The organism is Aggregicoccus sp. 17bor-14 (genome assembly GCF_009659535.1).
Taxonomy (GTDB): Bacteria; Myxococcota; Myxococcia; order Myxococcales; family Myxococcaceae; genus Aggregicoccus.
In genome coordinates this window covers 1-26,023 of sequence record NZ_VJZZ01000010.1, presented here as the reverse complement: position 1 = coordinate 26,023, position 26,023 = coordinate 1, and the positions used below count along the sequence as shown (strand labels likewise).

The window sequence follows — 26,023 nt, the reverse complement described above, 5'->3', positions numbered from 1 at the left end:
GGGAGGACGGACGCTCCCTCCGTTGCGGCCCAGCGCCCGAGCAGGCTCAGCCCCTCCCCTCCCTCGCCCGCGCGCGCACCGCCTCCGCGAACACCTCGGCCGCGGGCGTGCGCGGCGCGCCCTTGCGCCACACCAGCGCTGCCAGCTCCGTGCGCGGCGCAGGGGAGAGCCGCTTCACCACCAGGCGCTCGGCATCGGTGAGGTGCGGCTCGGGGAGCAGGGTGACGGCGAGCCCCGCGCGCACGATGGCGAGCACGGTGCCCACGGCGTTGGACTCGAGCGTGACCCGCGGCGCAATGCGGGTCGCCGCGAAGTACGCGTCCACCCGGCCGCGCACGCGCAGGCCGCGCGAGAGCAGCGCAAAGGACTCGCGCGCGAGCTGCTTCGCGCTGACCGACTCCGCCCCCGCGAGCGCGTGGCCCCGGGCCACGACGAGCGCGAGGCGGCTGTCGAAGATGGGCTCCGCGTCCAGGTCCGGCGAGCGCGGCGGGGCGTACGCGAGGCCCACGTCCAGCTTGCCATCCGCGAGCCGCCGCTCCACGCGCCGCACCACGCCCTCCTCGGCGCTCAGCGCGAGGCCGGGGTGGCGGCGCAGCACGGTGGCGAGCGCGGGCACCACGATGCCGCGCATGCTCGGCGGGTAGCCCACGCGCAGCGCGCCGGTGGCGAGCCCGCGCAGCGCGCCCACCGCCACCCTCCCCGCGTCCACGTCCTCGAGCGCGCGCGAGGCGTAGGTGCGAAACAGCTCGCCCGCCTGCGTGAGGCGCACGCCCGTGCGCGCGCGCTCGAAGAGCGGCGTGCCCAGCTCCTCCTCCAGCTGCTTTATCTGCTGCGAGAGCGTGGGCTGCGAGACGTGCACGCTGCGCGCAGCGCGCCCGAAGTGCCGCGTGTCGGCAACGGCCGTGAAGTAGCGAAGGTGGCGGAGCTCCATGCCACCATCATAGGCACTGTCTATCGATGCGATGGAATCAAACGAATGGACGAATCACGGCCCCCGGTTAGATCTTCTCCAGCGAAAGAGAGGACACGCGATGAAGGCAGCAGACCTGTTCGTGAAGGCGATGGAGGCGGAGGGCACGCGGCCCGTCTTCGGCCTGCCGGGCGAGGAGAACCTGGACCTGCTCGAGTCCATGCGGGCGGCCAACATGCGGCTCGTCGTCACGCGCCACGAGCAGGCGGCGGGCTTCATGGCGGCGACCTGGGGCCGGCTCACCGGCCAGGCGGGCGTGTGCCTCGCGACGCTGGGCCCCGGCGCGACGAACCTCGTCACCGCCGCGGCCTACGCGCAGCTGGGCGCGATGCCGATGGTGATGGTGACGGGGCAGAAGCCCATCAAGGCGAGCAAGCAGGGCCACTTCCAGATCGTCGACGTGGTCGGGATGATGAAGCCGCTCACCAAGCTCACGCGCACCCTGGTGTCCGCGGAGCAGGTGCCCTCGGCGGTGCGCGAGGCCTTCCGCCGCGCCGAGGAGGAGCGCCCGGGCGCGACCCACCTGGAGCTGCCCGAGGACGTGGCGCGCGAGTCTGCCGAGGCCGCGCCCCTGCCCCCGAGCGCCCACCGCCGCCCCGTCGCCGACGAGGCCTCCATCGCGCTCGCGGTGGACACCATCGCCTCGGCGCGCCGCCCGCTGCTGATGGTGGGCGCGGGCGCGAACCGCAAGCTCACCTCCGAGATGCTGCGCGCCTTCGTGGAGCGCGTGGGCATGCCCTTCTTCAGCACGCAGATGGGCAAGGGCGTGGTGGACGAGGGCCACCCGCTGTGGATGGGCACCGCCGCGCTCACCGACGGGGACTACGTGCACCGGGCCATCGAGGCCTCGGACTGCATCGTCAACGTGGGCCACGACGTCATCGAGAAGCCCCCCTTCGTGATGCGCGAGGGCCGCCGCAAGGTGGTGCACCTCAACTTCTCTCCGGCCGCGGTGGACCCGGTGTACTTCCCGCAGGTGGAGGTGACGGGCGACATCGCGAACGCGGTGTGGCGCATCGCCGAGGGGCTGGGCCCGCGCGCGCACTGGGACTTCGCCCCCTTCGAGAAGGCGCGCGCGGCGCTGGATGCACAGCTCGCGCTGGGCGCCCGTGACGACCGCTTCCCCATCTACCCCGCCCGGCTCGTCGCGGAGGTCCGGCGCGCCCTGCCCGACGACGGCATCGTCTGCCTCGACAACGGCATGTACAAGCTGTGGTTCGCCCGCTACTTCCGCTGCCGCCGGCCCAACACGCTGCTGCTCGACAATGCGCTCGCCACCATGGGCGCGGGGCTCCCGTCCGCCATCGCCGCGAAGCTCGTGCACCCGCGGCGCAAGGTGCTCGCCGTCTGCGGCGACGGCGGCTTCATGATGAACTCGCAGGAGCTGGAGACGGCGGTGCGCCTGAAGCTGGACCTCACCGTCATCGTCGTGCGCGACGACGGCTACGGGATGATCCGCTGGAAGCAGGGCCAGATGGGGCTGCCGGACTTCGGGATGGAGCTCGGCAACCCGGACTTCGTCCGTTACGCCGAGGCGTACGGCGCGCGCGGCCACCGCCCCTCGAGCGCCGCGGAGCTCGGGCCCCTGCTCGCGCGCTGCCTCGAGCAGGGCGGCGTGAACGTCATCGACCTGCCCATCGACTACTCGGACAACGCGCGCGCGCTCGGCGCCGCGCTCGACACCCAGGAACAGTGAGGATGCCCATGCTCGCAGAACGCTACCCGTACTACCTGGCCAACCGGCCCGTGCAGCCCAACGCCGACCTCCCCGTCACGGACAAGTACTCGGGCGAGGTGGTCACCCGCGTCGCCGTGGCGGACGCCGCAGCCGTGGAGGCCGGCATCGCCGCGGCCGTGCGCGCGGCTGTCCCCATGCGCAAGCTCGCTCCGTACGCGCGGCAGGAGATCCTCGAGCACTGCGTGCGGCGCTTTCGCGAGCGCGCGGAGGAGCTCGCGCTCGCGCTCTGCATCGAGGCGGGAAAGCCCCTGCGCGATGCGCGCGGCGAGGTGACGCGCCTCATCGAGACCTTCAAGGCCGCGGCCGAGGAGGCGGTGCGCATCGAGGGCGAGGTGCTGAACCTGGAGGTCTCCCAGCGCAGTGCGGGCTACCGCGGCTTCACGCAGCGGGTGCCGGTGGGCCCCTGCTCGTTCATCACCCCGTTCAACTTCCCGCTCAACCTGGTGGCGCACAAGGTGGCGCCGGCCATCGCGGCGGGCTGCCCCTTCGTGCTCAAGCCCTCGGACCGCACGCCGGTGACGGCGCTGCTGATGGCCGAGGTGCTCGCGGAGACCGCGCTGCCCGAGGGCGCCTTCTCCGTGCTGCCCACGCGGCTCGAGGACGTGGGCCCCTTCATCGAGGACGAGCGGCTGAAGCTCCTGTCCTTCACCGGCTCGGAGAAGGTGGGCTGGGAGCTCAAGGCGCGCGCGGGGCGCAAGAAGGTGGTGCTGGAGCTGGGCGGAAACGCGGCCTGCATCGTGGACCGCGACCAGGAGGGGCGCCTGGACTTCGTCGCGGACCGCATCGCGCTCGGCGCCTTCTTCCAGGCGGGGCAGAGCTGCATCTCGGTGCAGCGGGTGCTCGTGCACGCGTCGCTCTACGAGCCGCTGAAGGAGAAGCTCGTCGCGCGCGCGAAGGCGCTGCGGGCGGGCAATCCCCGGGATGCGGCCACCACGCTGGGGCCGCTCATCGACGAGCCGGCGGCGCGGCGGCTGGAGGGTTGGATTGCGCAGGCCGTCGCGCGCGGGGCGCGGGTGCTCGCGGGTGGCGGGCGCAAGGGCGCGCTGCTCGAGGCGACGGTGCTCGAGGGCGTGCCAGCCGACGAGCCGCTGAGCGCGCAGGAGGCCTTCGGGCCGGTGCTGCTGCTGCAGCCCTTCGACGACTTCGACGCGGCGCTCGCCGAGCTGAACGCCGGGCGCTATGGCCTGCAGGCAGGCCTGTTCACGCAGGACCTCACCAAGGCGCTGCGCGCGTGGGACGAGCTCGAGGTGGGCGGAGTCGTCGTGGGCGACGTGCCGAGCTTCCGCGTGGACACCATGCCCTACGGCGGCGTGAAGGGCTCGGGGCTGGGGCGCGAGGGCATCCGCTACGCGATCGAGGACATGACCGAGACGCGGCTGCTGGTGCTGCGGCAGGCGTGACCTGGAGGATGGCCTCGCGCTGCCGGGGCCATCCTCCCTTCCGAAGAAGCTACTGCGCGGCCCTGAGCTCGAGCGTGTAGCTCGCGCCCGCCTTGCCGCTGATGCCGATCACGTAGTCGCGGTTCGCGACCGGCAGCCCCGCGTTGATGAACTTCCCGTAGCCGGTGAGCGTGGAGTAGCCGTCGTCCACGAGGGCGTTGATGGTGAGCCGCGCCTGCGTGGTCTCCTGCGTCTGCTTCACGCCGTCGACGAAGGCCTGGACGTCGAGACGGGTGCCGGTGCCGATGTGGAAGCGGAAGTAGTCGGTGCTCGGCGTGCCCGCTTCGAACTTGCCGGAGATGCGCAGGCCATTGGCGTCGAGCGTGTAGCTGGTCGCCTCGGAGGTGGCCTCGGTGTTGTTACCCGTCTCGTTCGCCTCGGCGAAGGTGGCCGCGTTGGTGCCGAGAATCGAGGCGTTGTCCGAGCCCTGCTCTGCCGGGTCCTGCGGGTCGTCGCTGCCGCCGCAAGCGGTCAGCGCGGCGACGAGAGAGGCAAGCAGGACAGTCGTGCGGCAACGGGAGAGTGCGTTCACGGAAGGCCTCGGGAGCAACGGGGAGCGCCGGCCGACGAGGTCATCTGCTGCCCCTCCCCGTCCGGACGTCCCGACTCGACGGGGGCCCGCTGGGCATATTCACGGGTGGTAAACACAACCACACGACACGTAAAGTCGCCCGATGGCGCCAACATGCCTTGACAGGTATATAACCCGATGGTTATATACGGGCCATGGAGTCATCGTTCACCATCGTCGCCGAGCCCACGAGGCGCGCCATTCTCGGGCTGCTGCTCTCCTCGGAGCGCTCCGTGGGGGAGCTCGAGCAGGAGCTGCAGCTCTCGCAGCCCGCCGTCTCCAAGCACCTGCGGGTGCTGCGCGAGGCGGGCTTCGTGGAGGCGCGCGTCGAGGCGCAGCGGCGCCTCTATCGCCTGCGGCCCGAGCCCCTCATGGAGATCGATGCCTGGCTCATCCCCTTCCGGCGCTACTGGTCGAAGCACGTGGACGCGCTGGAGCGTCACCTCGACAAGATGGAGAAGAAGCGATGATCAGACGTGAGCGATACGCGCCGGGGGCTGCCTCCGGTGCCGAGATCCGCAAGGACGGAGACGCGTGGACGCTGGTGCTCGTGCGCGACCTGCGCCACCCGCCCGAGCGCGTGTGGGAGGCGATCACCCAGCCCGAGCACCTGCGCGAGTGGGCGCCCTATGACTCGGACCGCAGCCTCGTGACGACCGGCAGCGTGAACCTCACCACCGTCGGGACTCCGACGCCGCAGGTCATGGAGAGCCGCGTGAAGCGGGCAGACGCCCCCCGCGTGCTCGAGGTCACCTGGGGCAGCCAGGACATGCGCTGGGAGCTCGAGCCGACGGCGGAGGCGGGCACGCGGCTCACGCTCTGGCACAACATCGACCGCGGCTTCATCGCCATGGGCGCCGCGGGCTGGCACATCTGCCTCGACGTGCTCGAGCACGCGCTCGCCGGAGAGCCCCTCGGCCGCCTCGTCGGCATGGACGCCTTCAAGTTCGACGGCTGGCAGCGCCTGCACAAGGAGTACGCAGCACAGTTCGGTCTCTCCACGCAGCCCTCTCCCCCTTTCCCGAGGACCTGATCATGCCCCCCAGCAAAGCCGTTCGCGCCGCCTACTGGACCGTCACCGCGCTCTTCTGCCTGCAGATTGGATTCACCGCATACGCGCAGCTCGCGCTGCCGCAGGTGGCGGAGGCCTTCACCCACCTCGGCTTCCCCGGCTACTTCCGCGAGGAGCTCTCGTGGGCGAAGTTCATCGGCATTGCGGTGCTGCTCGCGCCCGTGCCTGCGCGCCTGAAGGAGTGGGCCTACGCGGGCTTCGCCATCTGCCTCGTCTCCGCGCTCATTGCGCACTTCGCGGTGGGTGACGGGCCGCAGTCGTGGGGCTGGGCCGTGGGCACCGGCGTGCTCTGGGCAGTCTCGTACGCCTGCTGGCGCCGCCTCGAGGCCGCGCCCGCCTCCTCCCCCGCCCTCGCGGTGGGCGCATGAAGAAGACCGTCTCGAGCGAAGCCCCGTCGGCCTCGGAGCTCATCTCGCAGCGCATCGCCGAGCTCGGCGACTGGCGCGGGGAGACGCTGGCCCGCATGCGCAAGCTCATCCGGGACGCCGTTCCGGACGTGGTCGAGGAGTGGAAGTGGATGGGCACGCCGGTGTGGTCGCACGGCGGCATCCTCTGCACCGGCGAGTCCTACAAGAGCGTGGTGAAGCTCACCTTCCTCAAGGGCGCCTCTCTCTCCGACCCCTCGAAGCTCTTCAACTCGAGCCTCGAGGGCAACGCGCGCCGCGCCATCGACATCCGCGAGGGCGAGAAGGTGGACGCAGCAGCGTTCAAGTCGCTCGTGCGCGAAGCGGCAGCGCTCAATGGCGCGAAGAAGGCGAAGCCTGCGCGCAAGGCGAGGGCCTGAGCGTCGCCCCCGCCCCGCGCTCACGACAAGCGGTTCATGCCGTTGAGCGCGGCGACGCGGTAGGCCTCGGCCATGGTGGGGTAGTTGAACGTGGTGTTCACGAAGTACTCGATCGTGTTCGCCCCGCCCTTCTGGCTCATGATGGCCTGGCCGATGTGGACGATCTCCGAGGCCTGGTCTCCGAAGCAGTGGATGCCCAGCAGCTCGAGCGTCTCGCGGTGGAAGAGCAGCTTGAGCATGCCCACGGTGTTACCGGTGATCTGCGCGCGGGCAAGGCTGCGGAACGGCGTGTGGCCCACCTCGTAGGGGACGCCGGCCGCCGTGAGCTCGCGCTCGGTGCGCCCGAGCGAGGAGATCTCCGGGGAGGTGTAGATGCCCACCGGGATGTTCTGCACGAGCTGGAAGTCCGTCTTCGGGTCGGTGAGATGCGTCGCCGCGAAGCGCCCCTGGTCGTAGCTCGCGCTCGCGAGGCTGGGCGCACCCACCACGTCTCCCACGGCATAGACGTGCGGCTGCTCGGGCAGCCGGTAGTGCGCGTCCACCTTGAGCTGCCCGCGGCCATTGGGCTTCACGCCGAGCGCCTCCAGGTTCAGCAGGTCCGTGTTCCCGCTGCGCCCCTGCGCCCACAGGAGCACGTCGCTCTTGATGCGCTTGCCGCTCTTGAGGTGCAGAACGACGCCGTGGGGCGTGGTCTCCACCTTCGTGTACTCCTCGTTGTGGCGGATGACGACGCCCAGCTCGCGCAGGTGGTAGCTGAGCGCGTCGATGATCTCGTCGTCGAGGAAGTCGAGCAGCTTGTCGCGGCTGTGCACCAGGTTCACCTTCACGCCGAGGCTGCGGAAGATGGACGCGTACTCGCAGCCCACCACGCCCGCGCCGTAGATGGTGATGATGCCCGGCGTGTCGTTCAGCCCGAGGATGGTGTCGCTGTCGCGGATGCGCGGGTGGGTGAAGTCCACGTCCGCGGGCCGGTAGGGACGCGAGCCCACTGCGAGGACGAAGGCCTTCGCCCGCAGCAACGTGGCGGCCCGGTCCTCGCCCGTCACCTCCAGCGTGTGTGCATCCACGAAGCGCCCCGTGCCGTGCAGCACGGGCACGTGGTTGCGCAGGTAGAAGTCGCGACGCATCGTCACCTGCTTGCGCACCACGCGGTTGGCCGCCTGGAGCAGCTGCGGGAAGGTGAACTGCGCGTTGTCCGAGAGCTCCGCGAAGAGCGGGTTGCGCCGGAACTCGAGCACCTCGCGCACGGACTGCCGCAGCGCCTTGCTCGGGATGGTGGCCCAGTGGGTACAGCCGCCACCCACGTAGAGGTAGCGGTCCACCATCACCACGGAGAGCCCGCTCTTCGCCGCCTTCATCGCGGCGCCCTCCCCTCCGGGGCCGCTGCCGATGACGACGACGTCGTGCTCCCGGTCCGCAACGTTCTGCGCAGCCACGCGAACTCCTCTCTCGATGACGCCTAGACGGGCCTCTAACACGCTCGCGGGCTGGCGGCGCCGCGCTTAGCGCCGCACGTCGACTACCGTGAGGGAGCCTTGCAGTCGTGTGGCACGCCCACTTGCAATGACTCGCGTCCAAGCATTGCTCTCGCGGCATCAGCTTGGACTGATGAGCGCGCGCAGGGAGACCGGCGGCGGGTCGCTCAGAGCGAAACCGCAGTTCCCGTTCTATGCTCCGTTTCAGTCGTGCGTCCGAGCGGCGCCAACACTTTCTCAAGAGAGGAAGCCAACTTGAAGCCTGCCCTCGTCCCCTTGTCGACCGCAGTTGCCCTGCTTTTCTCCTTGTCCGCGCCTGCAGCGGAGCCCGTTCCCGATGGATTTCAGGCTGCCAAATTCGGGATGACTCGCGCCGAGGTGCTGAAGGCGATCCCGGGCGCGGAGGAGGGAGGCAATGGTTCGCTGTCAGTGGAGAAGAAGATTGTAGGCATTGCCGCCGACGTCTCGTTTCTCTTCGAACGGAACGGTCGGTTCCAGACTGCTTCGATCGAGTTTGAAACCCGCGGCGGTGGGTTCGTGGAGTTCCGGCGAGTTCGCGATGCGCTCACGCGCAAATACGGAGAGCCCACGGAGAAGTACGAAGACGTCTTCCACGCCATCTACACATGGGGCACGCACGACAAGAATTACATCTACCTCGAGTGGGCGCGGGCTGACACGGGCAACAAGCTGGCTCTCCTCTACAGAGGAGATTTGCGTCTCATCAATCCTGAGGTGGCCAAGGCGGAAGAGAACGATCTTTAGGCGTCCTCAATATGACCTCAAGGCGGGTCCGGCGGGTGCCGCTGCACGTCAACTCGGGCGCTGTTTGGTCCCCGCTCCTACGTGAGGAGCCTCACCAGCCCAGAACCGATTGAGTTCGTGCCACCACATCGCTGTCTGTGGGCGAAGGAAGGGCAGGAACCGGCTACTGGAAGCTCCGGCGATGTTCTGCATCCCCTCCAGCAAACCGACCGTGGCGGCCTCCTGGACGTAGGAGTCGCCCTCGGTGTGCAACCGCTCTACCACGTCGAAGACAGCGGCGAACTCTCCGGTCGCTCCGCTCTCCAGCAGCGTGACGAGGTGTCGCGCGAACGAGCCCAGTGCGGGGTAGAGCCGCTCGGGACCGTAGGAGTCGTCCGCACGGAGTTCCTCCCAACGAGCCAGGAATGACGGGCAGGCCGCCGCGAGGAGTTCCAGGACCTCGTCCGGGGCGATGGTCTTGGCGTGTCCTTCAGTCATGTGTCGGCTCCGATTCGAACGCGGCAAGGGTCTTGGCCTCGAACACCGCTTCAGGATTCCAACCGGAGCGAGCGTCCCAGCACATCACGGCATCGACGAACACTGCGGGTGGCAGGTAGTCGTGCGCCTCCACGTAGTGGATGACCAGATCGGGTGCGGCAAGTGCGCCACCCCCTGGAGCAGGCAGCCATACCTCGGACGATCCGAGCCAAACCTCGCGGGAGTCGATGACCACCGACTGGCGCGCCATCGGGTCGCCGCAGAGCTCGCACGCGTGGACTCCGCGCATCCTGTTCACCGAGCACTCGACGACACACCGCCGCAGTCGCTCGGCGAAGCCGGATGGAGGCTCGCCCACGGGAAACGAGTGCGCCGCCGAGAGCCAGCCCACATTGAGCACACGAGGAAGGCTGCGCGGCAGCGCGTACGAGTAGGGCGACAGGTCTACGAAGTGCATGACGGGCCCTCGGTTGTACACCTTCCAGGTGCAAAGACTCGTGGCCCGGCGAGAGGATCCATGAGGTAAACGCTCTTCCCTCACCCCAACCCTCTCCCAGAGGGAGAGGGAGGACACGTGCGCGACCCTTCCTTCTTCGATGAGCTGCAGCGCCTGCTCTCGCTCGAGCGCGAGGCGGAGCGCGAGCGCACCCACGCCCTGACGAGCGCGCTCACCCTGCGCGAGCGCGCCGAGCAGGGCCTCTCCTTCCTCGACCTCGAGAGCATCGAGGAGGAGGTGGGCCTGGGCGGCCGCTTCCTCGTCACCCTGCAGCGCGCGGACCGTGCGCCCCTGCCCGCCCCGCTGCAGAACGGCGACCAGGTGGCCGTCTACCCGCGCAAGGCCGAGGTGAAGGAGCCCGCGCGCGCGCTCGTCTCGCGGGCCACCCGCCTGCGCGTGCAGCTCGCCTTCGACCGCGCCCCGCCCCCCTTCGTGCACGAGGGGCTCCTGCGCCTCGACCGCACGCCCAACGACGTCACCTACGAGCGCGTGCGCGCGGCCCTCACCCGCGTGAAGGCGCTGGACAAGGGCCAGGAGCGGCGGCGGCGCGAGGTGCTGCTGGGCAACGAGCCGCCGCGCTTCGAGCGGCCGCAGGCACTCGAGACCGAGCGCCCGCTCAACCCCGAGCAGCGCGAGGCGGCCGCGCGCGCGCTCGCCGCGGAGGACTTCTTCCTCGTGCACGGGCCGCCGGGCACGGGAAAGAGCCACGTGCTTGCGGAAGTCGCAGCGCAGGCCGTCGCGCGCGGGCAGCGGGTGCTCGCGACCGCGGCGAGCAACGCGGCGGTGGACCACCTGATGGAGCTGTGCCTCGACGCAGGGCTTCGCGCCGTGCGCGTGGGCCACCCCGCGCGCGTGTCCCCGCGGCTGCAGGCGCACACCCTGGACGTGGTGGTGGAGGAGCACCCGGACCGCGTGCTCAGCCGCGAGCTCTTCGACGAGGCCTACGAGCTGCTCGGCTACGCGCGGCGCCAGCGCACCCAGGGCCGCAGCCGCGAGCGCTTCAGCAAGGCGCGCGCCTCCACCAGCGAGGCCAAGGGGATGCTCGACGAGGCGCGCGCGCTCGAGCGCAAGGCGGTGCGCGGCGTGCTCGAGCGCGCGGACGTGGTGTGCGTGACGCTCGCGAGCCTCGAGTCCTCGGTGCTCGCGCCGGAGGCGTTCGACCTCGCGCTCATCGACGAGGCCACCCAGGCCACCGAGCCGCTCACGCTGCTGGGCTTCCTGCGCGCGCCGCGCCTCGTGCTCGCGGGAGACCCGCAGCAGCTGCCGCCCACGGTGCTCAGCCAGGAGGCGGCGAAGGCGGGGCTCGCGGTGAGCCTCTTCGAGCGCCTGCTGAAGGACCACGGCGAGGGCGTGAAGCAGCTGCTGCGCGAGCAGTACCGGATGAACGCGCGCATCATGGCCTTCCCCTCCGCGCAGATGTACGGGGGCGAGCTGCGCGCCCATCCCTCGGTGGCCTCGCGCACGCTCGCAGACGTGCTCACACCCGGCAGCGCGCTGGACCTGCCCGAGCGGCTCTTCCTAGACACCGCGGGCAAGGGCTTCGACGAGGAGGTGGAGGAGAGCACCCAGTCGCTCTTCAACTCCGGTGAGGGGGCGCTCGTGCTCGCGCGCGTGAAGGAGCTCCTGCAGGCGGGCCTCTCCCCGCGCGAGCTCGCCGTCATCACCCCCTACCGCGCGCAGGCCCAGCGGCTGCGCGAGCAGGTCGCGCAGCTCGGAGAGGGCGCGCAAGAGGTAGAGGTGGACACGGTGGACGCCTTCCAGGGCCGCGAGAAGGACGCGGTGCTGGTGAGCCTGGTGCGCAGCAACCCGGACCAGTCGCTCGGCTTCCTCACGGACCTGCGCCGCGTCAACGTCGCCCTCACCCGCCCCCGCCGCCACCTCTTCCTGGTGGGAGACTCCGCCACCCTGAGCGCCCACCCCTTCTTCTCCGCGCTCATCGAGGGCATCCAGGAGGAGGGCGGCTACCGCTCGGCCTGGGAGTGGCCGGAGCCCTGAACCCTCCCGGTGCCTGTCCACTCTCGGCGGAAAGTCATGATTTCGCTGTGGGCAGGTATCCGGGTTAGGCTGGACCCCAACGCGTGTGGGTGCGGAGAGCGTCCGCGCCACCCGCGGGGAGACACGTCATGTCCGATGGCCGTCCGGTGATCACGAAGGAAGACGACGTGTGGGTGATCCGCGTCGAGAAGAGCAACGGCAAGGTGCAGGAGTACCGCTGCGCCTCCGAGGGCCAGGCGCGCCAGCTCGCGTTGGTGCTGGGTCGCACCGATCTCGGCGCTCCCGCCACGCCCCCCGCAGCCCGCTCCTAGTCCCGTGCTGACGCGCCGCGTGGATGCCGAGGGGCTGCGGCTTCACGTGCGCGAGCGCCCGGGCACGGGGCCGGCCGTGCTGCTGCTGCACGGCTGGCTCGACCACGGGCACGGCTTCGATCCCCTGATCGAGGCGCTCCCCCCCCGCTGGCACCTGGTGCTGCTGGACTTCCGAGGCATGGGCGAGAGCGCCCACCTGCCCGCCGGCGCGCACTACCACTTCAGCGACTACCTGCACGACGTGGAGGCCGCGCTCTCGGGCGTGGGGCTCGCGCAGGTCCACCTCGTGGGCCACTCCCTCGGCGGGCTGGTGGCGGCGATGTACGCCGCAGCCCGGCCCGAGCGCGTGAACCGGCTCGTGCTGCTCGAGAGCCTGGGCCCCTCGCTCGGCCGCCCCGGCAGCACGGTGGGGCGGCTGCGCAGCTTCCTCGAGGACCTCGCGCGCGCGCCGCACCAGAAGCCCTACCCCTCCGTGGAGGCGGCCGCCGAGCGCCTGCGCCAGAGCAACCCCACGCTGTCGCCGGAGGCCGCGCTGCTGCTCGCGCGCCACGGCACCGCGCCGCTGCCCGGGGGCGGCGTGGGCTTCCGCTTCGATCCGCGCCACCGCCGCCACTTCGGCCAGGGGCTCAACGCCGAGGACGCAGAGGGCGGCGACGCGCAGTGGCTCGCGGTGCTGCGCGCGGTGCAGGCCCCGGCGCTCGTCATCCGCGCGACCCACGGCCTGGTGCCGGACCCCGCGCAGGATGCGGTGGCCCGCGCGCGCCTCGCCGCGCTGCGCGTGGAGGCCCCGCGGGTGATCCCAGGTGGGCACCACGTCCACCTGGACGCACCTGCCGAGGTGGCCCGCGCGCTCGAGGCCTTCCTGATCCCTTCAGGCCCTCCAGAGCCCTGACCGCAAAAAGGTGTGGAACGCGCTTTCCCCCTCCAGGGCAAGGCGCTTCCACGTGCAGGGATTTCCCCAGCGAAGCCCAGCCAACCCCTTGAAGTTCGGACCGGAAAACGGCGCCGGGGCGCTGGTACGGCGTTTGATTAGGGAGGGCGGGGTCGAGCGGTGTGCGCGCCGGTGACGCGTGCGCCCTCGGGACGAACCGGTACGGGCAGGCAGGCGGGCGGGAGAGCGGACGATGAGGATGGGGCTGGGCAGGGGGTGTCTCTTCGGACTGGTGATGCTGGTGGGCGCGCTGAGCGCCTGCCACGAGCCCGACGACATCCGCTCGGTGGAGCCGACGGCGGCGGTGGACGAGTCGGAGCTGGACTTCGGCGAGGTCCCCGTGGGCGAGTGGCGCGAGCTGGACATCCACGTGCGCAACGTGGGCTTCGTCGCCTTCCGCGCGGAGGAGGTGCTGCAGCTCTCGGGCAACCCCTCCTTCGTCGCCGAGCTGATGGACGGCGCGAGCAAGGTGGAGCCCGGCAAGTCCAAGGTGGTGAAGGTGCGCTTCCACCCGCTCAAGGAGGGGGAGCTCGCCGAGAAGGTGCAGGTCACCACCAGCGCCGTGAGCGGCCGGCAGCTGCCGGTGCGCCTCAAGGGCCTGGGCACCCCCACCCGCATCAAGTTCGACCCCGAGGTGGTGGACTACGAGACGCTCGAGGTGGACAGCGACCGCACCCTCACCGTCACCGTGACCAACCCGGTGGACCTGCCCGTCACCCTCAAGGTGGCCGGCGACCAGGCGGACCCCTTCGACGCGGACACCGTCACCGTGCCGCCCAATGGCAGCGTGCAGGTGCAGACCCGCTTCTTCCCGCGCGACACCGGCAGCATGGCGGCGCGGCTCGAGGCGCGCAGCTGTGACGACTGCACCCCCACCTCCGCGCGCCTGCAGGGCAAGAGCGTGGCGAGCGCCTTCGAGTTCGTGCCCGCGCCCGTGCCCTTCGAGCAGATTCCGGTGCACGAGGTGACCCAGTCGCACACCCGCGCGCGCAACATCACCTGGCGCCCGGTGAGCCTCACCAAGCTCGCCACCAGCGACCGCGCCTTCACCCCGCTCACCGCGGTGGGTGGCCAGGCCGTGCCCCCGGGCGGCGAGGTGGAGGTGCAGATGGAGTTCGCCGCCCGCTACTCGGGTCCCTCCACCGGCACCCTCACCGTGAACTACGCCTCGGACAAGCCGCGCCAGGCGGAGGTGCTGCTGGACGCCACGGGCGGCCGGCCCACGCTCGCGGTGGCGCCGGTGAGCCTGGACTTCGGCGAGCTGCCCGCGGGCGGCAAGGTGGGCAAGCTGCTGCGCATCACCAACGCCGGCAGCAACGGCAACCTCGTGTTCAAGGGCGTGCGCGCCACGGGCGGCATCGCGCACTTCAGCGTGGACCCGCCGGCGCGCGGGAAGACGAGCTACCCGTGGGCGGGCGGCACCTGGCCGGACCTCCAGACCGGCGGCATCGAGATCGCCCCGGGCACGGACGCGCTGGACCTGCGCGTGTACTTCGAGCCCACGGCCGCGGGCTCCTTCGAGGCCACGCTCATCCTCGTCTCGGACGACCCCTTCAACCCCGAGCGCACCATCACGCTCACCGGCCGCGCGACCGCCACGGGTCCCTGCACCTACTCGCTGCTGCCGCAGCCGCGCATCGACTTCGGCAACCTGCCGCCCGGCCGCGGCGCGGTGCTGGGCTTCTACTTCCACAACACCGGCCCCGAGACCTGCGCCATCAAGGACATCCACATCTCCAACGACGCGGGCGGCGTCTTCACCATGCCGGGCGGGCGGCTCGCGGGCATCGTGGCCCCGTACGACACGGGCTTCAGCGCGATGATCGCCTTCAAGTCCCAGGTGGCCGGCACCTTCGAGGGTGAGCTGGAGCTCACGGTGAACAACCCCACCCAGCCGCGTGTCGTATTGCCGCTGCGCGCGGTGGCGCAGGCGAGCTGCATCATCGCGACCCCGGCCTTCGTCGACTTCGGGCCCGTGCGCTACGACTGCCAGCCGCAGCCGCGCCGCACCCTCATCACCAACGCCTGCCCCTACCCCGTCACGGTGGACGACGGCACCATCGGCGCGGGCACCAGCGACCAGTTCAGCCTGCTCACCCCTCCGGCCGGCCTGCGCACCCTGCAGCCGGGTGAGGGCTACGAGCTCGAGTTCGCCTACGCGCGCAACAAGCTGGGCCAGCACTTCAGCCCCTTCTACCTGCCGGTGGAGGCGGAGCCGGTGCCGCGCATGGTGCCCCTGCTCGCCGAGACGAACCACGAGGGCATCCAGATGGACCGCTTCACCCAGGGCACCGACAGCCAGCTCGACGTGCTCTTCGTGGTGAGCAACACGACGACCATGGACAGCGCCCAGGCGAAGCTGAAGGCCGCGGTGCCCGGGTGGCTCGAGCGCGCGCGGGCAGCGAACGTGGACGTGCGCGTGGGCGTCACCACCACCGGCCTCGTGCAGCGCGGCACCACCTGCCCGGGCGGCGCGAACGGCGGCGAGGCGGGCCGGCTCTTCCCCGTGGACAACAGCCGCGCGCGCATCCTCTCCAGCACCAACGCGAACGCGGCCACGGTGCTGCAGCAGAACCTGGACGTGGGCCTCTGCCACAACCTGGTGCAGGGCCTCGAGACGATGCGCCAGGCGCTCAGCAGCCCGCTCATCGACAGCGCGGACGACGTGCGCACCCCGCAGCCCAACGACGGCAACGCGAACTTCCTGCGCGCCGCGGCCCGCGCCGCCGTGGTGGTGCTCGCGGACGAGGACGACCACTCGGGCTTCAGCACCGAGAGCTACGTGCAGTTCATCCAGAGCCTCAAGGGCACGGGCTCGAGCCACCGCAGCGCGGTGTACGCGCTCATTCCCACGGACGGCCGCTGCACCACGGCGGGCGGCAGCGCGCCGCGCTTCAGCGACGTGGCCAAGCGCACCAACGGCGCGGTGGAGAGCATCTGCGTGGGCGACTACGGCAGCTTCCTGGACGGCATCGTGAAGCGCGCGGGCGGCCCGCAGGCGGACTTCCCGCTCACCCAGGTGCCGCAGAGCACCGACGAGATGACAGTGCGCGTGGCCGGGCAGCTCGTGGACCGCACCAAGTGGACCTACGACGCCGCGAAGAACTCGGTGGTGTTCGCTGCGAGCGCGATTCCCACCAGCGGCCAGGTGGTGGACATCCGGTACCGCAGCGTCTGCCCGGCGCCGCCGCCCAATCCGTAGCGCGCCGTCTCTCTCCCTCTAATGGACGTCGCGACCGTCACCCACCTTTGATGGTCGAGGGATACGAAGTCATCGTCTAAGCCGCTGGGATCCTGGGTGGGCCTGCACACCCGCGTTGTCGGCGCGGCAGGCCCTTCGCGCTTCGCCAGGCGGCGTCCACCTGGTGGGCTTTGACGAGCCTGCCGATTGCCGACCCTGTTTCGCGTCACCCGCATCCGTCGCGCCGAGCACTTCGACGTCTGGGCCGGCGAGATGCCGTCCGCTGCCGAGTGCGGCGCGCGCCGTACGCACCTACGGGCCATGGGCTGGCGGAGCGTGGAGATCTCCCGCGAGCTGAGCGCCATGCGCGCCCTGCACCGCAAGAACACCACCAAGACCATTAGCCTCGCGATGTCCCTGAGCTACGTCTTCGATTTCATCGAGGCCGGTGACGTGCTCTGGGTCGGGGACTGGCTCACAGTGTGCCAGTCGGAGGCACGGGCTTGAGTGGCACCAAGCGCGCTGCCCTCTACTTGCGGGTGAGCACGGACCGGCAGGCGACGGGCAACCAGTCTGTGGATCTCCATCAACTCGCCGCCGCCCGAGGCTTCACACCTGTGGTCTATGAGGAGACCGAGAGCGCTGCCAAGGCCCGCCCCGTCTTCGAACGCATGCTGGCGGACGTCCGAGCGGGTCGCATCCAAGCCGTGCTTGTGTGGGCGCTCGACCGCCTGCACCGCTCCATGCCGGGCGCCATCAACACCGTGCTCGAGCTAGACCACCTGGGCGTGCCGGTGATGTCCGTGCGCGAGCCCAGGCTGGACACCACAGGGCCTGTGCGCTCGCTGCTGGTGGCCATCTTCGGCTGGGTGGCGGAACAGGAGCGCACCCGCCTCATCGAACGCACGCGAGCAGGGCTGGCCCGAGCCCGCGCTCAGGGCAAGCGGCTGGGGCGTCCTCGCGCCTCGCAGTTCTCGCTCGCGAGCGCGGCGGCTCTCGTCACTTCACAGGGCTGGTCGATACGGAAGGCAGCCGCCGAATGGAAGGTCGGGGCATCCACCCTCGGTGAGTACCTACGTGCTGGGTGCACGGAAAACCCCACCCTTGGCGGCACCTCGCGGACGACGTGACCTCAAGGGGTTGGCTGACGTGGGTCCGCTGCGCGGAAACCGACCGATTTCCGTGCGGCCAGCGAGCGCGTGTGTGCCCGGGCATCGCGCGTGTGAAGGCGACAGGTCGCACGCGGAGCGGCAAGGCGGTAGGTAGGCACAAGCGCGAGGTGGACCTCGACAAAGTCCACCGGCTCCGTGAGCAAGGCCGGAGCTGGCGCGAGATCGCCGTGGCGCTCAAGGTGCCGGAGCGCACCCCCCGACGCTCAGCGGGGCACGACCCTGAGCCGGATTCGGCAGGGTGAGCCTCTCGGAGCAGCTGATTGGGCGAAAGGAGTAGGTTTGCCGCCTCGCATCGTCCCAATGCGATTCGGCGCCGTTACGATAGGAGGGACATCATACTATCGTTAACGTGTGCATCGGCGCGGGCCAAGGTATCGCCGTGGCATTCGACCGCGCGTGGGGGCCCGCAGCGCCACCACTCACGAGGCGTCGGCAGTAGCCTAATGGTGCGATTCATTTCGTCCAGGTACGAGTCGACGGGTGATTGCCCACCTCAGCAGACGGTCAAGGCCATTGCCAATTTTCGCGTTTCGACGCTGCGAGCCCTGCCGCATTAGATGCCACCGCGGTCAGACGGATCCTACGTGCGTCAAACTACTTGCCCGCTTCTAGCTAGAACTGGGACACGCCTGCAAACGACCCCTCGGATACGTCAACTGCAGCGCTCCGCTGGGGGCGAACAATCCTACTTTACGCTCTCACTGGCGCCGCAACACAATCACGAGCAGCCTGACGGCTCGAGACGGAAAGTATTCGTGCACGGAAACGTCGTAGATGCCCGGATCTAACGCAACGCGAATGGCGCCACGCTCAGAGATGTGCCTCCCATCCACTCCAGCATCCGCCAAATTCCAGATTGGTTCCTGGACCGAGAACCGATGCATTTCTAGAGCTGGGCCCAATTGCTCAGGTCGGAGATCGTGAATCGCCGCCTCCACGGCAGTGCTTGATTCGGCCGCCACCCACCTAACAAAGCCCGTCAGAACATCCGAAGCGAGCGCCGTCGTGCGCAGCGGCTCGTCCCCCAGCACCAACACATCTGTGCCATCCTTCGAAATAACACCGACATACCCCGAGACACGACAGGCGACGGCGTAATCATCAGAAGCTGCAACACCACGCTGCCTCGCACCGGTCCACGAAGAGGAGAGCGAGCTTGGGAGTAAGACCAGAGGGCCGCCAGCCGAAGAAACCCACTGGCGCTGCCCACTATTTCCGATTGAGCTCTGCATCAACTTCGCCTCCCTGAGTCCGGCTGCATTCAAGACAGTGTGGGTACAGTCTCTGAGGCGTGCCGGGTTCCACCGTTGCACTTGGTGGTTGATGATCGGGAATGAAGTTTCCGCTTTTAGTACCAGGATCCTTCGTTCCGCACGTATGACAACCTTTGTCTGCGCCTTCGGCATTTACCGCATCTCGTTCCTCTTGAGTAAAGTCACGCTCAGGTCCTCGAGCTTCAACTCCCTCGCCAGCATGTGGTCCCGGTTCCAGGGTGCTCGGACGATCTGCCTCCTTGGCCCGAGCCTCTAGAGCCGCGTTTCGCGCTTCAATGGCCGCTTTGGGATCATATCGACGTGTCGATGCCGGCCCGTCGTCCATATACTTGCCCGCCGCCCTTGGGCTGACCGCCGCGGCGGCGATGGCAGTCCAAGCAGTTGCTACAGCTGCTTCAAGCACTACGGCAGCGGAGATGCAGACCTGGGGTGCGACGAGGCACACTGCGAAAGCGTTGTTACCGTCTGGATCCGTGAATCCGACTGGGTTGTTTAGCGCATACGCGTAGACCGGTGCGCTATGCCCCTTGCGCGCTTGATCGAGCACCCACCCGGGGTTGTTGTACATCGGCTCCGGCCCCAAGTACCGCCCGATGCTCGGGTCGTAGTAGCGGTTCCAGTTCTCGAAGAGGTCGGTCTCGGCGTCGTGGTACTGGCCGGGGAAGCGTAGGGGGGTCCACATGGGCTGGGCCCCAGCCTCGTAGCGGCGGTACTCGTACTCCTCGAGCACGAGGCCTGCGTACGGAGCCGCCGCGCCAGAGCCGAGGGCGTCCGGTCCGGTGTAACGCAAGTGCACCATGCCGTTGCTCGGCATGGCAGTCCAAGCACTCTCCTTCTTGCCTTGGTGTGGAACTCCAGTCACCGCGTCTCCGCTCCCGAGCCGGTTCCCCCAAATGTCCGAGAAGTAGGCGCCCACTCCCCAGCCAGAGGGCGCATCGACCAGGGCAAAGCGCGCACGGATGTCCACCGCTGTGCGAGGCGTCACGGGCTGCTGGATGTACGCGAGGACACGCTTCGCTCGTGGCGCAGGCAGCGAGGCCGAGTCCGACACAACGGTGACGCGATTCACGTGCCCGAAGGGCTCGTAGTCCGCTGAGCCGGCCACCTGCCGCTTCGCGTTCAGAACGAGGACTGGCTTCTTCAGGTAGTCCGTGACGATGAAGTACACGCCGCACGCTGCCGCATCCTCGCCATCGCGAGCGCACTGGGTGCTGGTGTCTGGCGACCGGGTGAAGTCTGCGTTGAGGAACGAGCGCAGGAAGGCCACGGGACGGCCGTCGAGCCAGAGGTATTCGTCAAGCGCCTGGCCGGACGCATCGTTCTGCCTCGGTCTCCCCTTGTCCTCGAGCAGCTTGTCGCCATCGTAGAAGTACTCGTCCTCGATGGGCGGCTCTCCTTGAGCGGCGGTTTCGATGTAGCGCTTGAGACGCCGGCGGCCATTGGCATCGTAGAAGTACTCGTAGCTCGATCCACCTCTGACACTGACCGAACGGTAGACGGCACCGACTGCGGCGTGGGCACCGTCGGCACTCGCGTCGAAGGTGAGCGAGGAACTGGAGCCACCGGAGCTGTCAACGGCGCCCAGCTTCTGCGCCACTCGGCCGTCGCCGTCGTAGGTGAAGTCGTAGCCCAGTCGGGATGGGCCGCAGACCTTGTTGCACTGCGAGCTCGTGACGCCCCAATGCAGCAGCCGGTCTCCGGAATACGTCCCCTGGAAGCCCCAGCAGTCGCGGGTCTCTTCGGTGCGGTTGCCATTACCCGCGTACTGGTAGGCGCGGCGACCGAGCGTTCCTCCCTTCGTGCCGAATTCCCCCGGAGGCCGCGTGACGTTGGTCAAGCGCAGCTGCTGGTCATATCCCTTGGTGGGGCCATCGAAGCGCACGGTGCGCGGCGCACCGGCCGTATCCAGCAGGCAGGTCTCGGTCTGGGCCAGCTGGTCCGCACTCCACGCGTAGGTCTGCTTGAAGATGTCGCCGCTGCCACTCGGGCTCAGGGGGGTATAGGCCCCTCGCGAGACCCAGAGGCCACGCAACCTCCCCGTCCTGTCCGTGGTGCTAGGGCGGGTGCGAGCGCAGCTCGCCGCCGCCGTGTTGTAGGCGTCCCCGGGCAGGTATTCCACCGTGGCGGCCTTAACTCCATCCGGCGCGGCGAAGGTATTCATCTCGTAGCCGCGGAGACCGCCGTACGGCTCCCACTGGATGTTCTGGATGAGGGTGACTGTCGGTTGAGTGGGGTCCCAAGTCCCATCCACCGACAGGCTCTTCAGCCGCTCGGGATGGCCTTGAGGCAGCTCGTAGTACGCGTACGAGACCTTCCGGCCGTGCGGATACACCTCGGACTTCAAGCGTCCGAAAGCGTCGTACGTGAACTCACTATTGGGGGTGTTCCGAGTCCGGATCTTGGAACACGCCTCTCCCGTCACGCGCTGCCTGCGCGCCCAGACGACGCGCCCCCAGGCGTCGTAGCTGAACCACGTGTCGCCGAAGGAGTCGTTGCGGCGCACCATGCGCCCCTTCGTATTTGCCCCGATACAATTGGCGGGCGCACCCGTCGGGTAGTCGTCGTACTCGAACCAGTAGAGGTTCTCCCATGAACTGCCATTCACCCCATACCGCCGGCGCGCCTGCAGAAGGCGCTGCATCCCGTCGTAGCCGTACTCGAGGTACTCCCCTGACGCCATCCCTGGCGTACGCTTGCGAATCAGGGTGCCCGCTGCGTCGTACTCGAAGCGGGACGTCCCGGGCGCTCCGGCCGCTCCTGTCCACGGGGCCGTGACCTCGATGACGTTGCCGAAGTCATCATGCACGTAGGCGACGCCACCGCTCGTGCATGGGCCAGAGGCCGAGTTGCACTGGGGCACCACTCGTGACACGTGCCCTTGCCTGTCGTACGTAATCGTGGTGCGGGTAGATGGACCGCCCGACGCGCTGTACTCCTCGAGAGCCGAGAGACGGTTTGCCGCGTCATAGCCAAGGCCCGCGCATTTATCGGACGCCTTGGCATCGATGCCGAGCAATCCTCCACACAGGTCGGGCGGAGCGTTGTAGGCCGCGCCGATTCCTACCTGCGCCCCCTCGACGTTGAAGAGCGCCACCGAGGCGTATGCGCCGGTCCCCTCACCCGTGCGCTCGTACGTGGGTCGACCCAATGGGTCGGCGGCGTACTGCTTCACGGTGCGTACCGCTCCCGTTCCGTCGAGCACCCTTTCGCTGGCTAGCTGCTCTGCTTGGTACGTGTACTCAGTCTTCTCGAAGAACTCGGCGCCGTCCGGCTTCGGCATCGTGGCCTTCCACTGAAGCTTATCCGAGCGCTCGCCCTGGCAGGGCACCCCGCCGCCCTTACGGTAGCAGAACACCTCGTAGTGCCCGGCGGGATACTGAATGTAGCGGAGCTGCGCTCCATCGTAGACGTAGCGAGTCTTCGTAGTCGGTTGGTTGACTGCCGTGATGGCCGTCGACTTCTCGTAGGTGCCCTCAGTTCCGGAAAGAGAGGTGAACGTGGCTGTAGACCTGGCGCCGTTAGGGTCGAGGCTCGCGAGCACGCGGCCTCGGGCGTCGTAGTCCGTGTACTGCGTCACCAGTCCAGTGGCCGCTCGGCAATCCCTACCGTTGGCGCGTGCGAATACGGTCTTGGTCGACAGCCGGTTCGCTTTAAACTCATTTTCAGCGTCACCGCTGTAGTAGTCGAACTGGGTGACCGGCACATATCCCCTGAACACGGAGCCGCCGTCTGCCGCGTCCAACGCGCTGCGCTCTTCGACCAATTGCGATGACTCGGGAACCTCGCACTCGGTGGCATCGGGTCCACTCACGAAACAGGGGCCGTGCACCTCCACCGTCCGACCCAAGGGGTCCGCCTGCGCCGGCGTCTCGCCCGAGCATTTGCGGTAGGTGTAGTAAAGCGTGGCCACGGACCGCGGGTTGAGCTCACCGGGAACTCCGTTGACGAGCGTCCTCGTGTATCCAGTGCGGATGACGGCCTCGAGGCGATTCGTTTTGAGGTCGTAACGGCGGAAGGTCTCCGCCTTCGCTCCTGCGTCGACACTGTCATCGATCACTTTGACAGCGAATTGCTCGTACGCACGGGGCGTGCGCCCCTCGGAGCCATAGTCGTATTCGAAGCTCGTCGTGCGCACGCCAGCCACGTTGACGACCGTCGTTTCCTGCGGAACCTCGAAACCGGCGTCGAGCGGGAACCTCGTCGGAACGCTGTTCGTGTACCACGTCCAGTTCGAGCGCCTGTCGCGGTACGCAGTAGGAAGAGGGCGCTCGCTGACACCGTCCGGCCCTCCATTCCACTGCCAAATGGCCTCCGTCTCCGTCGTCCCAAGGGCCGCGCAAGCCCCCGTGCACACTGTTTTCTCGGAGGAGACGAGCGGCCCCGCCCCGCTCGCGTTGACCTGGAACGTCTTCTTGACCGTGGCTCCCGTTGCGAGCGTGCTGTCGCCACGGGTTGCGTTGAGCTCGGTAAACATCTGGTTCTGGTGGGGAAAGCAGACCGACAGCGCAGTCGGAGGCCCCAGGACGCCCGCCCCACACGTCACCGAGAGCCGCTGTCCGTCGTAGGTGGTGTTGTCCTCCCATGCCACCTGGACGCTGCGCTGCTCGGAGGCCAGCACCGCGACAGTTCCTCCGTCGGGGCGCAGCGTGGCGGTGCTGACAGTGACGTCGTCCGCTGCAATGGACCACTGGGGCGCCTGGGGGGTGCCCACGGAGTAGGATACGCGCCGGCCCGTCTCGGGGAAGTACGCACCGGCGATTCGTCCCGCCTTCTCACCGGTACCCGACGGCTGCCAGTACTGGTAGCTGACCAAGGTGGAGCCCGAGCTCCCCCCATCCGCCGCGGCGGATTTTAATTCCACGGAGCGGAGCACACACTCGCCGTAGCCCTCTGCTGACGAGGAGGGCAGCTCCTCGTAGTTGAACTGCAAGTAGGTCTGGTTTGGCGTGTCCGCCCTTTGAACGCGGGGTGCGCCAAATTTGCAGTCGCCCGTCGCGCTGGAGGGAGGGTCGTACGAGAGCACCAGTCGATTGCGTGGCAGGCCCCCGGTGGCTGGGTACTGGCCATCCTCGATACGAGTGAGGAAGTACGTGTAGACGTCCACGGGCACCGAACCCGCGCCGGTGCGATCGAGGGTCTGGTAGTCGTAGCGCTTAGCGAAGTGGTAGCGCGCCTCGGGCCGATACAGAATGAATCCACCGCCGCCACCGAGGTAGTAGAGGCGCTCCTCTGCCTTCGCCCCCTCAATGGTCACTCCTTGGAACTTCGTGCCTGCCCAGCAAGGGGCGGGTGAGCAGACCGTGAACTCCGACAACTTCCCGTCCACGTCGCGGAGCGCCCAGCGAGGGTCAATCGGGGCCGGGTCCTCCTTGCTGTGCGGCAAGTAGCCAGGCTTCAGGGCCACGAAGCTGAAGAGGTTGTGCCACCAGTGCAGAGAGGCCCCGTCATTGCCGAAGGGAGTCCCTTCGAGGCGGTAGAGCGGCTGCCCTGGAGTATCGGGGCGCACCTTCCATGCCTTCTCCGAAGATGCGTAGCTGCGCGTGAACTGGAACGCGCCGAAGCTCGTCTGCACAGTGAAATCGGTCGAGCGATACGTAGGCTCTAGGGAGCCGATCGACACGGGTGACTCAGTGTGGCCGAACTGTCGCGAGCCTCCGGCGGGGGGATTCGGTTCCAGCCCGGCCAGTGAAGCAGACCAGGTATCCGAGCCACCTGAACTGGCCGTTGGATCTGACGGGTCGTCAGGGGGTACGTCGGGAAGCTTGGCGATGGCCACACCGAGCCCGCAGAGCAGGATTACTGCTGGGAGCAGCAGGCCGACTCGCCCGACAGCACCGCGGCGCAGAAACCAGTTAACGGCAGACCCGAAGTAACGATTGGCATCCATAGGAGGTCCAAAGAGGCGAAGGAACGAATCGCGGACTCGCCCGAGGTGAGGATGAAGAGCACCACGGGGGCGAAGCCGACGAGAAAGTCGCGAGCAGGTTCTGCTGCGGCGCGCTATGGGGGAACGCAGACGCCCTGGTCTGCCCCGGGCAGCGACTGGAGGCACTGCCAATCGCCGGGGCACGGGGAATCGACCGTGCAGTGCGCGGAGCAGAGGTACCCCGCGTCACGCACGGGGCGGGCGTGGATGCAAACCCCCGAGGTACACTCGGCACGGCCGTAGGTCGTGCAGTCCTCGCCGAACGCCTTCGACGCGGTGCCGTGGAACGCGAGCGGCTCGTGGGCCCGAATGCTCGGGCGCGGCGGCGCAGGTACGGCGCTCGGCGCATCACCGGGCGGTGTCTCGCAAGCTGTGAGCGCGAGCAGGAGCACCGACATCGGCGCCATCGATGACAGCAGCCGCAGCAACGAAGTTGAGCGCGTGCTCACAGTCCGCACCCCGAGCACATCAGGCCATCATCGGGGATGCCGTTCCTGTCATCATCACAATTATTACAGGTCTCGAGTAGGGATTGGCAGGTCCCGGGAACTACGTTGCAGGAGTCATCGCACGTCTGCTGTGACTTCTCGTTGCACTCCGTGGTGCACGATGCCGTCCCGCTGCATCCTCTGCAGACATCCCAAACCTTCGTGGGCAGACAAGCGTGCATACCAGGACGGCTACAGCCGAGGAGATTCGTGCAGTTCTTCGTCAAACTAAGGGCCTGCATCACCCCCGGATTGTTATCGACGACTCCGTCACAGTCGTCGTCGATTCCGTTGCAGTCCTCGATGCCCTTCGCGCCGGGAACGCAGGCAGTGGAATTGGGGACGTTATGCGTGCCCAGCCTGCAGTCTGGCTTGCCCGTCGCCGGGTCAAGATTACAGACGGCGCTACATGCGGGAACGAACCGCTTGCATGCCCCAGTCCCACATTCCTTGGCCGGCACGTTGTCGACAGTGCCATCGCAATCGTTGTCCTGGTCATCACAAATTTCAGTTGTCTTGTTTGGCCAGGGACTACAGGTCCACTGCGCGCCGTTCTGACAGGTAGCACCCGTGCGCTGACACGCTCCGAAGCCGCAAGTTACTGTGACACTCGGATTGATCGCCGCGTTGGCGTCGTTGCAATCAGTGTTGTTTGCGACGTAGCCCGAGGGCTGCCCGCAGAAGCTTCCAGGTATCGCGGGGTTGCCGAACCCGTCTCCGTCCGCATCCTTGTAGAAGGTGCTTGGGGTCCAGAGAGACGCATTCGCATCGTTGCAGTCGTCGTTGTTCCACGCGTAGCCGGTCGGCGGGTAACAATCGCTACTGCTCGTCGTCCGTAACCGCCCGATTGCCGGCGTCCTGAGGATGGGCGTGCACGCGCGTTCTTGGGCGCATGCGACGACCTGGACCTGAGGAGTGGATGCAACTGGTGGCCGAGTTTGCCTCGAGTGGCCTGGAG

21 protein-coding genes are annotated in these 26,023 nt (G+C 68.4%); 13 read left to right on the top strand and 8 right to left on the bottom strand.

Annotation, left to right across the window (positions count from 1 at the left end; genetic code table 11):
- Positions 1 to 46: 46 nt before the first annotated feature.
- Positions 47 to 931 (bottom strand): transcriptional regulator CynR, encoded by an 885-nt coding sequence (gene cynR, locus FGE12_RS19205; protein WP_153867976.1) that lies wholly within the window; start codon positions 929 to 931, stop codon positions 47 to 49.
- 100 nt (positions 932 to 1,031) lie between these two features.
- Between cynR and FGE12_RS19200 the strand changes: the two genes are divergently transcribed.
- Both FGE12_RS19200 and FGE12_RS19195 read left to right on the top strand, forming a co-directional pair.
- Positions 1,032 to 2,666: an acetolactate synthase large subunit gene (locus FGE12_RS19200; protein ID WP_153867975.1), complete on the top strand. Its 1,635-nt coding sequence runs from the start codon at positions 1,032 to 1,034 to the stop codon at positions 2,664 to 2,666.
- An 8-nt stretch (positions 2,667 to 2,674) separates the two neighbouring features.
- Entirely contained in the window at positions 2,675 to 4,108 is a 1,434-nt protein-coding gene (locus FGE12_RS19195; protein WP_153867974.1) for an aldehyde dehydrogenase family protein, read from the top strand.
- Between the two features lie 49 nt (positions 4,109 to 4,157).
- Here FGE12_RS19195 and FGE12_RS19190 read toward each other — a convergent pair whose 3' ends face one another.
- A complete protein-coding gene (locus tag FGE12_RS19190; protein ID WP_153867973.1) occupies positions 4,158 to 4,679 on the bottom strand; it encodes a hypothetical protein in 522 nt (173 codons plus the stop codon).
- Positions 4,680 to 4,873: 194 nt separating this feature from the next.
- Between FGE12_RS19190 and FGE12_RS19185 the strand changes: the two genes are divergently transcribed.
- The 4 genes from FGE12_RS19185 to FGE12_RS19170 are packed head-to-tail and all read left to right on the top strand — an operon-like array spanning position 4,874 to position 6,574.
- Positions 4,874 to 5,188 (top strand): helix-turn-helix transcriptional regulator, encoded by a 315-nt coding sequence (locus tag FGE12_RS19185; protein ID WP_153867972.1) that lies wholly within the window; start codon positions 4,874 to 4,876, stop codon positions 5,186 to 5,188.
- Positions 5,185 to 5,751 (top strand): SRPBCC family protein, encoded by a 567-nt coding sequence (locus FGE12_RS19180; RefSeq protein WP_153867971.1) that lies wholly within the window; start codon positions 5,185 to 5,187, stop codon positions 5,749 to 5,751. The genes FGE12_RS19185 and FGE12_RS19180 overlap by 4 nt, the downstream gene beginning before the upstream one ends.
- A 2-nt stretch (positions 5,752 to 5,753) precedes the next feature.
- The gene (locus tag FGE12_RS19175) at positions 5,754 to 6,158 is read left to right on the top strand and encodes a DoxX family protein (RefSeq protein WP_153867970.1); all 405 of its coding nucleotides are present in this window, start codon (positions 5,754 to 5,756) and stop codon (positions 6,156 to 6,158) included.
- Positions 6,155 to 6,574 carry a DUF1801 domain-containing protein gene (locus tag FGE12_RS19170; protein WP_153867969.1) on the top strand — a complete coding sequence of 140 codons (420 nt, stop codon included), beginning with the start codon at positions 6,155 to 6,157 and terminating at the stop codon, positions 6,572 to 6,574. Before FGE12_RS19175 ends, FGE12_RS19170 begins: the two co-directional genes overlap by 4 nt.
- A 20-nt stretch (positions 6,575 to 6,594) precedes the next feature.
- Here the strand turns inward: FGE12_RS19170 and sthA are convergent, their stop codons facing one another.
- The gene (gene sthA, locus FGE12_RS19165) at positions 6,595 to 8,010 is read right to left on the bottom strand and encodes a Si-specific NAD(P)(+) transhydrogenase (protein ID WP_194798072.1); all 1,416 of its coding nucleotides are present in this window, start codon (positions 8,008 to 8,010) and stop codon (positions 6,595 to 6,597) included.
- Between the two features lie 294 nt (positions 8,011 to 8,304).
- Here sthA and FGE12_RS19160 point away from each other — a divergent pair, with 294 nt between their 5' ends.
- Positions 8,305 to 8,814 carry a hypothetical protein gene (locus tag FGE12_RS19160; protein WP_153867968.1) on the top strand — a complete coding sequence of 170 codons (510 nt, stop codon included), beginning with the start codon at positions 8,305 to 8,307 and terminating at the stop codon, positions 8,812 to 8,814.
- A 48-nt stretch (positions 8,815 to 8,862) separates the two neighbouring features.
- Here FGE12_RS19160 and FGE12_RS19155 read toward each other — a convergent pair whose 3' ends face one another.
- Positions 8,863 to 9,291 (bottom strand): hypothetical protein, encoded by a 429-nt coding sequence (locus tag FGE12_RS19155; RefSeq protein ID WP_153867967.1) that lies wholly within the window; start codon positions 9,289 to 9,291, stop codon positions 8,863 to 8,865.
- Positions 9,284 to 9,748 (bottom strand): hypothetical protein, encoded by a 465-nt coding sequence (locus tag FGE12_RS19150; protein WP_153867966.1) that lies wholly within the window; start codon positions 9,746 to 9,748, stop codon positions 9,284 to 9,286. Before FGE12_RS19150 ends, FGE12_RS19155 begins: the two co-directional genes overlap by 8 nt.
- Positions 9,749 to 9,865: 117 nt before the next feature.
- Between FGE12_RS19150 and FGE12_RS19145 the strand changes: the two genes are divergently transcribed.
- The 6 genes from FGE12_RS19145 to FGE12_RS19120 all read left to right on the top strand — a co-directional run bounded on the left by FGE12_RS19145 (position 9,866) and on the right by FGE12_RS19120 (position 17,335).
- Complete coding sequence (locus FGE12_RS19145) at positions 9,866 to 11,782, top strand: AAA domain-containing protein (protein ID WP_194798071.1); 1,917 nt, start codon at positions 9,866 to 9,868, stop codon at positions 11,780 to 11,782.
- A 128-nt stretch (positions 11,783 to 11,910) separates the two neighbouring features.
- Entirely contained in the window at positions 11,911 to 12,093 is a 183-nt protein-coding gene (locus tag FGE12_RS19140; protein WP_153867965.1) for a hypothetical protein, read from the top strand.
- Between the two features lie 4 nt (positions 12,094 to 12,097).
- Positions 12,098 to 12,985, top strand: a complete 888-nt coding sequence (locus FGE12_RS19135; RefSeq protein ID WP_194798070.1) for an alpha/beta hydrolase — start codon at positions 12,098 to 12,100, stop codon at positions 12,983 to 12,985.
- Between the two features lie 232 nt (positions 12,986 to 13,217).
- Positions 13,218 to 16,226, top strand: coding sequence for a choice-of-anchor D domain-containing protein (locus FGE12_RS19130; RefSeq protein WP_153867964.1), 3,009 nt, complete (start codon positions 13,218 to 13,220; stop codon positions 16,224 to 16,226).
- Positions 16,227 to 16,526: 300 nt separating this feature from the next.
- Positions 16,527 to 16,712 carry a hypothetical protein gene (locus FGE12_RS19125; protein WP_153867963.1) on the top strand — a complete coding sequence of 62 codons (186 nt, stop codon included), beginning with the start codon at positions 16,527 to 16,529 and terminating at the stop codon, positions 16,710 to 16,712.
- Positions 16,709 to 17,335, top strand: a complete 627-nt coding sequence (locus tag FGE12_RS19120) for a recombinase family protein (protein ID WP_194798069.1) — start codon at positions 16,709 to 16,711, stop codon at positions 17,333 to 17,335. Before FGE12_RS19125 ends, FGE12_RS19120 begins: the two co-directional genes overlap by 4 nt.
- 740 nt (positions 17,336 to 18,075) lie before the next feature.
- On the opposite strand, the gene FGE12_RS30995 is transcribed toward FGE12_RS19120, so the two are convergent.
- The 3 genes from FGE12_RS30995 to FGE12_RS30990 form a co-directional block, all read right to left on the bottom strand.
- A complete protein-coding gene (locus tag FGE12_RS30995) occupies positions 18,076 to 18,609 on the bottom strand; it encodes an Imm21 family immunity protein (protein ID WP_153867961.1) in 534 nt (177 codons plus the stop codon).
- Positions 18,587 to 24,271 (bottom strand): RHS repeat-associated core domain-containing protein, encoded by a 5,685-nt coding sequence (locus FGE12_RS19110; RefSeq protein ID WP_194798068.1) that lies wholly within the window; start codon positions 24,269 to 24,271, stop codon positions 18,587 to 18,589. The genes FGE12_RS30995 and FGE12_RS19110 overlap by 23 nt, the downstream gene beginning before the upstream one ends.
- A 751-nt stretch (positions 24,272 to 25,022) precedes the next feature.
- Positions 25,023 to 25,685, bottom strand: a complete 663-nt coding sequence (locus FGE12_RS30990) for a MopE-related protein (protein WP_370459080.1) — start codon at positions 25,683 to 25,685, stop codon at positions 25,023 to 25,025.
- Positions 25,686 to 26,023: the final 338 nt, after the last annotated feature.